Raw genomic sequence first — 12495 nt, forward strand, 5'->3', positions numbered from 1 at the left:
TGGCGTCTTTGCCGCGGATGCGTTTTTGCCGCGGAAGGCGATTCTAAGAAACGCCAGAAAATTTGAGGAGCCCGACCCAGCAGAGGTCTACAACTCGGCAGACAGACTCCGCAGTGGCACTAGCAACGATGGCTTAGCGCCCGACGGATTCCCATCGGCCGGACGGAGTAACTTCTGTCTAGCGATCAATCAAACACGCAGGGCGTTACGTCAGTCCATTGACGTAACGATGCACAGGAGATTCACAGGTATAATGCAAGATACGAAAAGAGTGGCACAAAGTTGGAGGCAAGGTCAACGAGAGCTCTCCTTGATTGGAACCAAGATGCTTAAGACATTTGCAGGCTCACAGGCACAGTCGACGAATTCTCCTTGATTAGAGACCAGGACGAGAGAATTTCTTTCGGGCGATCAACAATCCCAGGGCTGCAAAGCCCGTTAAGACAAACGAACTCGGCTCCGGCACAGGAGCATTGCTATCGGTGATGGCAGGAACGGTAATCACCGTATCGGGCGAGTTCAAGCAGGAAAAGGCAATACCGAAGGAGGTTTGACTAGCCAAGGCCGACGGCAGGTTATCCCAAACTTTGGGGCCGGCCGTGACATTGCCGTTGAGAGTGCTGAATGTAGCCGAGCTTTCGGCGTTTTGGCTGGTATCCGTGCCGCCAATGGTGAAAAATATTTGGCGGTAATCGGCAAACGGATTATCCGCTGCGGTGGCGGGGTCTAATTCGAGGCGAAAGATGACCGATGCGCCCGGGGCCAAATTGGCGAAATTCAATGTGACCTCGGAACCTGTCGACGAACTGGCGACCGTCGCGGTCGACGATGTTATCGAGGGCGGCGAGCTTGTCGGCAGTGCGTCGATTCCAGTCGAAGGCGACGTAATGTTTTTTAAATTCTGGGTGAGATTATTCAACTGAATGGTGAGACTGGTAAGGTTGCCATCCGACGTGGGATCGTTCGTGATCTCCAAAAATGGGTGTTTGCGCAAATACACCCATTCCGCGGCCGTGGTATGCAGGCCTGAAGGGCCGCCCAACTCCAGCGAAGACAAGTCTTCGGAAATTCCCAAACTGTAACTGCAGGTAGTCGCACAAGATATGCGAGCCGTCAGCAAAACGAACAGGACTGCAGTTCCCCACGCAATTAGTCGGTTGGTCCTAGAAGAATTCCAATGCGCGCATAACATGATTCTCTGTTCCTTTCGGCAACACTATCGCTTGTTGCCACTGCGCGGGCTGCCCTGCAAGCAGGACCCGTAATTCGTCGTCAGATCTCTTCTCTTAGATCTCCGCTCTTGCACGCCAGATTGATGCTGGGTTCAAGTTTTCCGCGACGAAACAACAGGTGATACTGGACCCACGTTGCGCCTGAACTGGGGCTCTTATAAGCCGAACTGGCAAAGCAAGTGCGCGCAATGCCAACACCAGCCAAGTCGCAATTAAGGGTTCTGTTGGGTCGCGCTGGAAAAAGAACTTCCGCGCAAACTGAACATACAGAGCGTTCCTCGACGGCCTTCTTCTCGTTAAAAATCCTACCCGTTTCCGTCGGGCAGAATATGTTCCTGTGCCTCACAGGCCATCCTAATTACACCGTGTTTGCCAGTCAAGCTAAATGCAGAAAATAGTTAGGCTTGGCGGGTCACAGGGTTTATATGGGTGGACCGCAAGATTGGAAAAACAACATAAGACATTGATTTGGCGTATGTTACATACAATTTTCGCAGGAAGGTCTTATGCGACGGCCACCGGTTTTGTGCGAAAATAAAATCCCCGTGAAGCAAAGGCTGCAGAATTGCATGCCGGAAATAGCCCCCACCCATGGCTGAGGGAGGACCTGCAAAGGCTTTATTTCGCGTGGGCGTCAAGGCGAGCTGCTTCGGAAAAGTAGTGCATGGCCGCCTGGTGCTGAGAAAGCTTATCCAAAGTCGAACCCATTAAGAAGCAAGACGTAGCATCCGACTTGTCCAAATTGATGGCTTGCGTCAAAGCCGCTTGTGCGGCCTGATATTCACCACGCCGGTAATGGGCTGTTCCCAGCAACCGGTATAACGCAGCGGCTTGCCCAGGCGTTTGCAAGAGTCCGTCGCTGGCGAGATCGATGGCCGTCTCCGTATCGCCACGATCGAGCGCTGCCTCAGCCCGCTGGAGCGGATCCCGCAGAATTTTTTGGCTGCCCGACGATTCTGCCAGTAATGTCGTTTGCACGGCGGCAGAAACCGGCTTCTCGGCGGCTCCCGATGATGGGGTAGCAGCAGTGCCCCACGCCTCGGACCGCGACACGGAGGGGGGCTTCTCCAGCGATGGCGGCTTCTCCAACGATGGCAGCGATTCCAACGATGGGGGCTTCTCCAACGATGGCAGCGATTCCAACGGCGACATTTTCACCAGCGCTGGCGTTTTCTCGGCCGAAGGCGTGATTTCCTTCGACGGTGCTTTCGTCGCCGAATTCAGCGCTGAATGTGTCGCGGTTGGCTCTTCGCCGGTGGGCCCGCCAAAATCGAGCCGCCCAAGCCAATCGTGAACCTTGGCCGGGGGGGCAAATGTTTGTGGGCGATTTTGTGACGTCGAATCGTCGCTCAAACGCCAGGCGGCCTGCTGGGCAGCAGCGAGATCCGTTACGGAAACACCGACGGCCGCCTGCGAATGGTTGCCTTGGCGATCGCAGGTGATCGAATTACCTGGATTCAGAGTTTCATTTTGGACCTCGGGGCGCGAAGTCTCACTTTGCAAATTTGCGGTTGGCAATTCGCCGCATTGCAGATGGGCATCGCCAGGATGATCGGTGGTTTGTGCCGCTTCGGGAATGGGCGAAGTGGCCGATGCCAATTTCACAGCGCCCCCAACCGCGGTGGTCGAAGGAGGACTGCTGACGTCGGTCGATTTGCTGGGCCTATTGCCGGAGATTGTGGCGAAGGTGGAGAGGCGATCCGGCAAACTCACTAAGCCGGCGGACCGTTGGTAACTGAATGCATACTCGTCGTTCTGTGGATCCAACTGGCAGGCAATTTTGTAATGCTCCAGTGACTCCTGATGGCGTCCGCAGGCGTCCAACACCTGGGCCAACGCATGCTGCGCGACTGCGTCTTTCGGATCGGCTGCCACCAGGGTTTGCAACTCCGCAGCAGCCTGCTCCGTGCGTCCGGAGAACAAGTCGACGTCGACTAGCAACAGCCGCGCCCGACGGTTGTTACCATTTCGCTCCAGCAATAGGCCGAGAAGTTTATTGCATCCGGCCACGTCTCCCCGTTGCCAGCACGAGGCCGCCTTTGCAAGTTGGGCATCATCACGCTGCGAATCGATATTTTGGGCCGGGACTGTCTTGCGATCTTCCTGCGTCGCAGGAGCGTCATTCGCTGCATTATTTTTACTTTTAACAGCCTGGTTCGTGTCCAGCCAGCCGGCACCTGAGAGGGCACAACACAACACACAAAATGCCAAAGTCCAGGGCGGCCTTGCTCCATCCCGCGCAGGCAGCTCGGAAGAAATTCTGGAGCCACCTTTCTTGAGCTTGGGTTGTTTCATGGCTGCGTTCCCTTTGCAACGGAATTTGCGTCCGTCGCATTTGTGTAGATCGCATTTTGCCCTGACGAAATCGCGCTGTGCTGGGCAGGATGACTGCCAAGGGGCGGGACTAAACCATTGAAGCTCCAATTCGGCGACTCCGGCGGCAACGGCGCGGCAGGCGCTGGGGAAGTCTGTGCCGGAATTTGAGAGGCACTGGGCGCGATTGGGGAACTTTCCCCATCCTCGCTTACATGACGTTGCATGCGCGAGTTGTTGCGAATGGCCGCGAGCACATGGGTCCAATGAAGCTTTGACGTTTTAGCCATGACTTCAACCGAGTTGGTTCCTCCATCGGCTGTCGCGCCGCTGGCGACGGCGGGAACAGAATTCTCTCCGGCTCCGCCGGCTGGCGGTCGGTACGTCATCCGGCGATTGTTGCCAGTCCATCATGATTGAATCAGCGAAGCCCAAAACGACTGCCGCCCTGGCTGTGGGTGATAGCACAACAGCCTTTTTGGGATTGGCGGTTTGGGGAATCGTTCACGGTACTGCGCAAGTTAGCCAGACTCGTCTAATATCGGTAATCAAAAAGGTCGACCTAACCCCATTCCCAGGAATCATCCGTAAAAACTTCCAACATCAATTCCCAAGGCGCCGCATTTCCTGTTTGGGTTTGTTTTTCGAATTTGGGTTCTTGCAGCGAAATGGTTTCGGACAAGCGTTCCAGCGCTGCTAGCAACCGGCTAGATGGCACGGCCTAGGTGAGTTCAGCTTGCTGCTCGTGGAGCAAACGCCAGCATTTGGAAAAACGGCGAGTCGAGAATGAGCGGTTTGCACAGCGCAAAAAACGGCGCGGCAGGGTCCCCTCACGCTCCCAGCTTGCCCCGCCGCGCCAACGCCCAGTACCCCTCCCCAAGGTACATGAGACATTAAAACCATACTTTCCGAGCGACCTGGGTCAAATGAACCGAGGCCGCGGCAGGAGAACTTGCGAGAAAGCGCAAGCGATTCAATAGGGTTCACTTGTCTTTCCCACGATCAAGCTGGCGGCACGCCGATTTTGTTTCGCATTGGAAACCGCCGCTGCCACAAACTGCAAACAATGTTGCGAAAAGAAAACGCGCAGTCTACAGGTTAGCGCATCCGCACAACCCGTGGCGCTTGCCGTGCGCTTCTTACCATTGAAACGCTCGCGATCCTTGCAAATCGCTATTTTCTAAGTCGTGCGCTCTCGGCTGGGCTTCGCCTTAGGCTGTGGCAGTTGTGGCTTTTCGCCTTCCAGCAAACTGCCGGGAATGCGGGCCAGATAGGTAGGTATCCAAATGCTACTCCAGCGCTTGGGTAAATTATCTTCCTGCTGCTTCATCACGCGTTCCAAAGCCTGGTCGATCGTTTCCCCTTCCTGCAATCGCAAGAAAGAAGGAGGACTTGTCGTGGACTCGTACTTCCAGACCGATTCGCCGTTGATTTGCAGGCTCAGCGTCAAGACCTCGGTGTTCACCTCATGTTCTTGCGCCGAAAAAGGAGGCATTCCCCACGAATGGTATCGGACGGTCACCGTTTTGCCGGGTTCAACGGTTCCCAGCAGTTTTACTTTGCTGTCGGCGGTAACTTTCATGCCGTTTTTCATCAACCGTTCCTCAATGGTATTGCGAATGCCGTCCATTTCGTCCGCATCGCCGTTGATCTGCAAATCGATGGAAACTTCCATTCCCGGGTGAAATACCAACAAATCTTCGGGCTTATACCCGGCGACCGAATCCAACACATTTTTGTTGGGAACCGTGGCGCATGCCAGGACCATGCTTCCTTTGGCCCCGTCTTCCAGATACCAAACTTTGCCGTCGCGCACGGCGGTAGCTTCCTGCATATGATCGTAAGACCAAATCGGAATGCGGCGTTCCACGTCGACCAAAATACTGTTGTTCAGCAACAGATGATTGTCAGTTGTCCAAACCAACGTCTGAGGAAATGGAAGGGGCAATTGTTGCGAAAAGCCAAAATCGCGCACCATGTCGTGGCTCTGCATGTCCCATACACGAATTCTGCCCATTTGCCAAAGCGCCAATCGCGCGCCGTCGTCGGACAGGGCCACTGCTGCCCGCGGGCCCGGCTCTTCGTCAATACTTAGATGCCCCGCTTCCGTTCCATCGGCCACATTCAGAATCGATATACCGGAGGTCGATCGCGTCATCGGCAATTGCCGGCCCAGCGGATGTCCCGCGCTAAAATTCCCGGCAGATTCGGTTTTGGTCAGCAGCGCCAAATACTTGCGGCCGGCGCTAAATGTGGGCTGCGTGCCAAACGCCACAGTGGTCGACCACACCGGCCGCACATTCGGCACTTCCCAATAAACCAACTGGCCAAAGCTGCTCAGTGTGAGCACGTGGTGCGCGTCGGAAAACGCTGCCCAGGAAATTTCCGTGTCCACCTCATGCTCCGGCGAAGTGGGCGCAATGAACGGCTTCCACCCTTGAATCGGTTTCACTTTGTTGCCGTCGCGGCCGTAAAGACGCAATTCCGACAGCTTATTGTCGTCGCTCCCGGCCCGTTCCACCCGTGCCAGCACCAAAGCGCCATCGGGCGAAATGTCGATGGGCGTTTCGTCGCGGGCAAACACAGCGGCGGTATCCAGTTGGCCGCTTACCAAGTTGCAGGCCTGCACCTGGCTGACATGAGTTTTGAAATCGTTATAAAAAATGACGAAGGCTTTTTTCTCCTTGGGCAATAGGAGAATCGATTGCAGCCGATCGAAAAAATCGACCGGCTTCAACGGCACTCGCGATGCAGGCAGTTTGTCGCCGGCCAATGCCAAGTCGGGTAGGTATTTCCACTCCGCTGAGCCGGTCAAATCAAGCGGCCTGGCTGCCGTAAAGTCGGTGGCAGTAAGTTTGGGTCGGGTTGTATCAGGGACTGGGGCGGCGTCGACGCCGCCCGCGGCCGGTTTCTCAGCGGTGGGTGCGGAATTGCTGGCGGTGAATTTGGCAACATATTTTTGATCCGCATCGCACAATTTATCCAGCGGCACAGAAATTTCCTTGTCGTCACGGCGGTGCAGAACCACCTGTCCATCTTCCAAGCGCAACAGCTTGGCTTCAATATGGAATTTACCGCTATTATCGTTCCACGTTCGAAAAGGGGCAGCGGCGGCTTTTTCTTCGCTGGTGGCAAACGGATTATCCGGATCGCTGGCCACGTCGTCTGCTCTGGCTACCCATCCAAATGCTATGCCGCAAGCGAACAAAACCACCGCCAACCACCATGTGTAAATTCGCTGGGTGTTACCGATCGCGCTCATAAAGCATCTCCATCCAAAAAGACTCTCGGCGATGAAAACCGCAACACACGAAGACCTGGAATTCGCCACCCCACAGAGGCCAGTCAGCCTGAAATTCCACGATGACGGTTATCATAATGCCATTTTTTCCGGGGGTCTACCAGGTTCATTCAGAAAGCCGGAACCGCACAAAATGAGTTCGACGATTAGTCCGGCTCTGCCAGCCAATCCAAGCCCACGTCCAGCGAAGTAGCCGAGTGGGTCAGGGCGCCGGCGCTGATCCGCTCGACACCGGTTTGTGCGATGGCCCTTACCGTGGCCAGTGTCACGCCGCCGGAAGCTTCTAATTCGACTTCCGCAGCCAAACGGTTGCGTAGCACCACGGACTGCCGCAAATCGTCCACGCTCATATTGTCTAGCAGCACAATATCCGGCCGCTCCGGCAACACTTGCTCCAATTGAACGAGCGAATCGACTTCCACTTCCACAATCATCAGCCGGCGCGGATCATCGGCCGGAAAATTTTCATCGATAAACTGCCGCGCCTGCCGCACGGCCGCCGCCGGATTGAATTGTTTTAATCCCACCCTCGCCCCGCCTAATGCCAGGTGATTATCTTTGATCAGCACCGCATCGAACAAACCTGTGCGGTGATTGTGTCCGCCCCCTTGCCGCACGGCGTACTTTTCCAGCCGCCGCCAACCGGGCGTGGTTTTGCGCGTGTCGTAAATGCGGGCCTGTGTGCCGGCCACCGCATCGACAAACTGCTTGGTTAGCGTGGCAATGCCGGATAATCGACCCACAAAATTGAGAATTAATCGCTCGGCCGTAAGCAAACTTCGAGCCGGGCCGGCGATGGCGGCCAGCGTGGCGCCTGACTGGATTGCCTGACCATCGGCGATCGACTTGCCGGCGAGCGTGGCAGGAGTGAACTGCAGCCGGCGATCCATCTCGTCCAACACCAATTGCACGGCTGGCAAACCGGCGATCACCCCTGCTTGCCGCGCCACCAGCGCCGCCCGGGCGGTGGCTTCCATCGGAACCAGGCTGACGGTGGTCCAATCTTGCCCACGATCTAAATCTTCCATCACTGCCGCGCGAATGATCCTCCGGCACTCGTCGGCCACGAGAGCATCCCATTCGATTTGATGAAAGTCTGTGGGCATTTTCAGAGCTCGATCCCGGCGCGCCGGGATCAGTCGGTCGAAATTCAAAATCTGTACAAGCGGCCAGATACACTACGTTGTCATAGCGCAGCATAATCAGATTTGCGTCACGGCGAAAGAACCACCTGCTTCGATCCCCAGAGCCATGTCTGACGAGCAACCGCCCCAATCGGCAACCTCACAATCGTTCTTACGCCGCGCCGATCAAGCGGTGACCGCCGCGTTTTGTTTTTTCGCTCTGGTGGCTTTGGCTTGGTATTGGGTTGCTCAAGGGGGCTTGCGCGGCCGGCTGATCGAAATCGAGCACGCCAACCAGGCGACCGCGGAGTTTAAGGTGGACGTGAACACGGCCGATTGGCCGGAGCTGATTACCATTCCCGAGATCGGCCAAACGCTGGCCGAGCGAATTGTGGAATATCGCCAGCAGCATGGTCCGTTCCAATCGGTCGACGATCTGCGTCACGTCCGCGGCATTGGGCCGAAAACGCTGGAAAGACTTAAAGCATACGTGCTGCCTTTGGGCCCATCGAAAGCGGCGGCTGAAGCTCAGCCACAAGAACCGCCGCCGCCGCAGGAAAATCGCGCCGTGGCCAAGTCCTCCCAATCGCCCTAGAATTGAAGATTCGGCGAACTTTGCGAGGATATCAGCGTGCAATTTCAGATAACCAGCCCGTTTCAACCTGCCGGCGATCAGCCGCAGGCCATTGCCGCGCTTACGGAAGGACTGCGCACGGGCCGTAAACAGCAAGTTCTCCTGGGCGTGACGGGCTCGGGTAAAACGTTCACGATGGCCAACGTCATCCAGAACGTGCAACGCCCCACGTTGGTGCTGTCGCACAATAAAACGCTGGCCGCACAGCTTTATTCCGAATTCAAAGAGTTCTTTCCCCGCAACGCCGTCCATTATTTTGTCAGTTATTACGATTATTATCAGCCCGAAGCCTATATTCCGCAGCGCGACATCTACATTGAAAAAGACGCGTCCATCAATCAGGAAATCGACCGTTTGCGCTTGGCCACCACCAGCTCGCTGGTCAGCCGCCGCGACGTGATTATCGTGGCCAGCGTGTCGTGCATTTACGGCTTGGGCTCGCCGGAAGATTACCGCAGCATGATGGTCGGCCTGCGTGTCGGCGAGCAAACCGATCGCGACCATGTGCTGCGCAAACTGGTCGACATCCATTACGAACGCAACGATATTGAATTCGCCCGCACCAAGTTTCGGGTTCGCGGCGATTGCGTGGAGCTTTGGCCGGCGTACGAAGAATTCGCCTACCGCATCGAGTTTTGGGGGGACGAAATCGAAAAACTGTCGATCATCAATCCCACCAGCGGCGAGACCATCGACCGGCTCGAGACCGTCTATATTTATCCGGCCAAGCACTTCGTCATGCCCGAAGACCGCATTCACGCCGCGGTCGAAAGCATCAAACAGGAATTGGAGCAGCGACTGGAAGAATTCAAAAATCACAACAAGCTGCTGGAAGCGCAACGACTGGCCGCCCGCACCCGCTTCGACATCGAAATGATGCAAGAGATGGGCTACTGCCCGGGCATTGAAAATTACAGCCGCCCGCTGTCCGGCCGTCCGCCGGGGAGCACTCCCGACACGCTCTACAATTTTTTCCCGGACGATTTTTTGCTGTTTGTGGACGAATCGCACGTTACCGTGCCGCAAGTGCGGGCCATGTACGCCGGCGATTATAGCCGTAAAAGCACGCTGGTGGAACACGGCTTTCGCTTGCCCAGCGCGCTCGACAACCGGCCGCTGAAGTTCGACGAATGGGAAAAGAAAATCAATCAAGTGATTTACGTTTCCGCCACGCCCGGTCCTTACGAATTGCAGCAGACCGGCGGCGAGTTCATCGAGCAAGTCATCCGTCCCACGGGCTTGTTGGATCCGGTGATCGAAATCCATCCGGCCCGCGGCCAGGTGCCGCATTTGTTGGAGGAGATTAAAAAACGGGCCGCGGTTGGCCAGCGCACGTTGGTGACCACGCTGACGAAGCGCCTGGCCGAAGATTTATCGTTCTATTTGGCCGAACAGGGCGTGAAGTGTAAATGGCTGCATAGCGAGCTGGATGCGTTTGAACGCGTCGAGCTGTTGCGTGATTTGCGCACCGGCCGATTCGAAGCCCTGGTCGGCGTCAATTTGCTGCGCGAAGGGTTGGACTTGCCTGAAGTGTCGCTCGTGGCGATTTTAGATGCCGACAAAGAGGGTTTTCTGCGCAGCGAAACTTCGCTGTTGCAGACCATCGGGCGTGCAGCGCGCAATGTTGATGCCACCGTGATCTTGTATGGCGACTCGGTCACCGATTCGATGCAAGCCGCCATTGAAGAAACCAATCGCCGCCGCGCCATGCAGCAGGAGTATAACCGCGAACATGGCATCACGCCGGTCAGCATTCAAAAAGCGATCCGCGATGGTATCGAGGCGGAAGCTGCCGCCCATGCCCGGGCCAATGCCGCCGTGGGCCGCACCGACGAAGCGCAATACATCACCGAGGAATACCTCGCCGAGTTAGAAGCCGAAATGTACGCCGCCGCCGAAGCACTGGAATTCGAACGCGCCGGCGTAATCCGCGATCGCATCACCAAAATGCGCGATTCGCTAGGCAAAAAAGTGGGCGAAGTCGATTTCCATGCCGACGACAACGGAAAAGGCCGCGGCAAACGTCGCCGGCACGGGGGCCGTGTTCCCAGGCCCAAAAAACTCGGGTAATCATGTGACAATTTCGCCAGCCGTCACGAAGTCGCCTGCAAAGTTTGCCGCATCGGCACCATCGGACCCGGGTTCTGTCGAACCTCGCCGCTGCGACAACCGCGCTAATCTTCAGAGGCCGCACCATCCGAATCGAAAATTAGGCTTGCGCGCTACAGTTTACCAGCGGACTGTTTCGTTTCGGACTGGACGCTTCGATTTCTCGAGATTGCCGGAGTTACTGCCAATGCGGAATGCTTTGTCGTGGTTGCTGAATACGCTTGCGTTTCGGGCGATTTTGTTCGCCGCATTGATGCCCAGTCCAGGGCGGGCTGGCGATGCTCCGCCGACTATTCACGTTCGCTCGGGAACCGCCATGCCGGTCTCCGCGACCACCAGCACTCCCGTAGTCTCACCAGGCGAGATTTCCGCCACGCCCGAGATGTGGTTTTACGAGCAAGCCATGCGCCGCTATGACGACCCGAGAAACGCGGTTCGCGCGGCCGCCGAGTTCGAAGCGAATCAGCGCCGCGCTCGCATTGCGGCCCAGCAGTGGTACGGCGTTTCCAATCTCCGGCCGACGTCCGGCATTGATCCCTTTGCCGGCCCGCTGTCGCCCACCTGGATTGGCAACGGCTACAATCCAAACACCTGGATCGGCCCGGCGCGCCCCGCCGCCGTGTGGATCATTCCCGGCGTCTCCAGCGGATATTAAAGCCGCTTCTCATGCCGTGCGTGTTAGCTTGACCGCCGTGCCGTAGCACAGCACTTCGGTAGCGCCCTGCATAAATTCCGTGGCGTCGTAACGCACCGCAATCACGGCATCGGCCCCGCGCTCGGCCGCGTGCTGCTCCATCCGCTCGTAAGCTTCTTCTCGGGCATGCTCGCACACGGTGGCATACGATTCAATGTTGCCGCCGACAATCGCCTTCAGTCCGCCCATCAAACCCTGAGCGATGTTGGGCGACCGCACCACAATTCCCCGTACCAGCCCGATGTAAGACGCGACCTTATATCCCTCGACTTCATTGCCTGTCGTAACCACCATAAACACCTCCTGGAATAGATGCGGAAACGTCTGGCCAACTGATTTCCCCAAACTAACTTAAGTTTTTTTAGAGCAGCCGTGTCAGATTTTGACCGCTCCAGTGTGTATCTTATAGGAAGATTCCTTCCCACCCCACACGCCTATGAGTCCATCGCCGGAAACGCGACCCAGCCTGCTAATCCGGCTGAGCGACCGCTCTGATCAAGCGGCCTGGCAAGAGTTTGCAAGCATTTACACACCCGTGATTTACCGGCTGGCGCTGCGTAAAGGCCTGCAACATGCCGACGCGGAAGATTTGTCGCAGCAAGTACTGTCGGCCATCGCCAAAGCCATCGACCGCTGGCAAACTGACCCGGCGCGGGCCAAATTTCGCACTTGGCTGCATCGCGTGGCCCAAAATCAAATTATCAATGCTCTGACACGGGCTGCGCCTGATCGAGCAGTCGGTGGTTCCACCGTCATGTCAAATTTAAATGAGCATTCGGCCCGCATGCCCGATTCTGATCTCATCCGCCTGGAGCTACGGCGTGAGGTTTTCCGCTGGGCCGCCAACCGTATCCGCCACGAATTCCGATCCGTCACCTGGAACGCCTTCTGGCTTACAGCGGTCGAAAATGCGACCATCGAAGACGCCGTCCAGCGGCTCGGACTTTCTTCCGGTGCCGTTTATGCAGCCCGTAGCCGGATTATGCGACGGCTGAAAGAAAAGGTGTGCGAATTTGATGACGGAGAATCCGAGCTGCCGTCATAAAAACGTTCCAAGTGCTGTTAGATTCTTACTGATGCTGTGTGTG

10 protein-coding genes are annotated in these 12495 nt (G+C 56.5%); 4 read left to right on the forward strand and 6 right to left on the reverse strand.

From position 1 onward, the window contains the following. Positions 1-376: 376 nt before the first annotated feature. The 5 genes from VMJ32_08380 to nadC form a co-directional block, all read right to left on the reverse strand. The gene (locus tag VMJ32_08380; protein HTQ39031.1) at positions 377-1075 is read right to left on the reverse strand and encodes a PEP-CTERM sorting domain-containing protein; all 699 of its coding nucleotides are present in this window, start codon (positions 1073-1075) and stop codon (positions 377-379) included. 775 nt (positions 1076-1850) lie between these two features. Continuing rightward, a complete protein-coding gene (locus VMJ32_08385; protein HTQ39032.1) occupies positions 1851-3527 on the reverse strand; it encodes a tetratricopeptide repeat protein in 1677 nt (558 codons plus the stop codon). A 580-nt stretch (positions 3528-4107) separates the two neighbouring features. Then, the gene (locus VMJ32_08390) at positions 4108-4263 is read right to left on the reverse strand and encodes a hypothetical protein (GenBank protein ID HTQ39033.1); all 156 of its coding nucleotides are present in this window, start codon (positions 4261-4263) and stop codon (positions 4108-4110) included. A gap of 462 nt (positions 4264-4725) precedes the next feature. Beyond that, a complete protein-coding gene (locus tag VMJ32_08395) occupies positions 4726-6807 on the reverse strand; it encodes an SHD1 domain-containing protein (GenBank protein ID HTQ39034.1) in 2082 nt (693 codons plus the stop codon). Between the two features lie 185 nt (positions 6808-6992). Next, positions 6993-7952 (reverse strand): carboxylating nicotinate-nucleotide diphosphorylase, encoded by a 960-nt coding sequence (gene nadC / locus VMJ32_08400; GenBank protein HTQ39035.1) that lies wholly within the window; start codon positions 7950-7952, stop codon positions 6993-6995. 145 nt (positions 7953-8097) lie between these two features. Between nadC and VMJ32_08405 the strand changes: the two genes are divergently transcribed. From VMJ32_08405 to VMJ32_08415, 3 genes are all read left to right on the forward strand, one after another. Beyond that, positions 8098-8565, forward strand: coding sequence for a helix-hairpin-helix domain-containing protein (locus VMJ32_08405; protein HTQ39036.1), 468 nt, complete (start codon positions 8098-8100; stop codon positions 8563-8565). Positions 8566-8601: 36 nt separating this feature from the next. Beyond that, positions 8602-10674, forward strand: a complete 2073-nt coding sequence (gene uvrB / locus VMJ32_08410; GenBank protein ID HTQ39037.1) for an excinuclease ABC subunit UvrB — start codon at positions 8602-8604, stop codon at positions 10672-10674. A gap of 226 nt (positions 10675-10900) precedes the next feature. Further along, positions 10901-11368, forward strand: a complete 468-nt coding sequence (locus VMJ32_08415; GenBank protein HTQ39038.1) for a hypothetical protein — start codon at positions 10901-10903, stop codon at positions 11366-11368. A gap of 9 nt (positions 11369-11377) precedes the next feature. Here VMJ32_08415 and VMJ32_08420 read toward each other — a convergent pair whose 3' ends face one another. Then, positions 11378-11701 (reverse strand): YbjQ family protein, encoded by a 324-nt coding sequence (locus VMJ32_08420; protein HTQ39039.1) that lies wholly within the window; start codon positions 11699-11701, stop codon positions 11378-11380. 142 nt (positions 11702-11843) lie between these two features. On the opposite strand from VMJ32_08420, the gene VMJ32_08425 reads away from it, so the two are divergent. After that, positions 11844-12452, forward strand: a complete 609-nt coding sequence (locus tag VMJ32_08425; protein ID HTQ39040.1) for an RNA polymerase sigma factor — start codon at positions 11844-11846, stop codon at positions 12450-12452. The last annotated feature ends 43 nt before the right edge of the window (positions 12453-12495 follow it).

The sequence above is a fragment of the Pirellulales bacterium genome, assembly GCA_035499655.1.
Lineage (GTDB): Bacteria > Planctomycetota > Planctomycetia > Pirellulales > JADZDJ01 > DATJYL01.

What these genes read in the sequence shown, in the direction of transcription:
- nadC (HTQ39035.1), bottom strand. Translation starts at nt 7,952, where the DNA reads ATGCCCACAGACTTTCATCAAATCGAATGGGATGCTCTCGTGGCCGAC.
- VMJ32_08405 (HTQ39036.1), top strand. Translation starts at nt 8,098, where the DNA reads ATGTCTGACGAGCAACCGCCCCAATCGGCAACCTCACAATCGTTCTTA.
- VMJ32_08420 (HTQ39039.1), bottom strand. Translation starts at nt 11,701, where the DNA reads ATGGTGGTTACGACAGGCAATGAAGTCGAGGGATATAAGGTCGCGTCT.
- VMJ32_08425 (HTQ39040.1), top strand. Translation starts at nt 11,844, where the DNA reads ATGAGTCCATCGCCGGAAACGCGACCCAGCCTGCTAATCCGGCTGAGC.
- VMJ32_08415 (HTQ39038.1), top strand. Translation starts at nt 10,901, where the DNA reads ATGCGGAATGCTTTGTCGTGGTTGCTGAATACGCTTGCGTTTCGGGCG.
- VMJ32_08385 (HTQ39032.1), bottom strand. Translation starts at nt 3,527, where the DNA reads ATGAAACAACCCAAGCTCAAGAAAGGTGGCTCCAGAATTTCTTCCGAG.
- VMJ32_08395 (HTQ39034.1), bottom strand. Translation starts at nt 6,807, where the DNA reads ATGAGCGCGATCGGTAACACCCAGCGAATTTACACATGGTGGTTGGCG.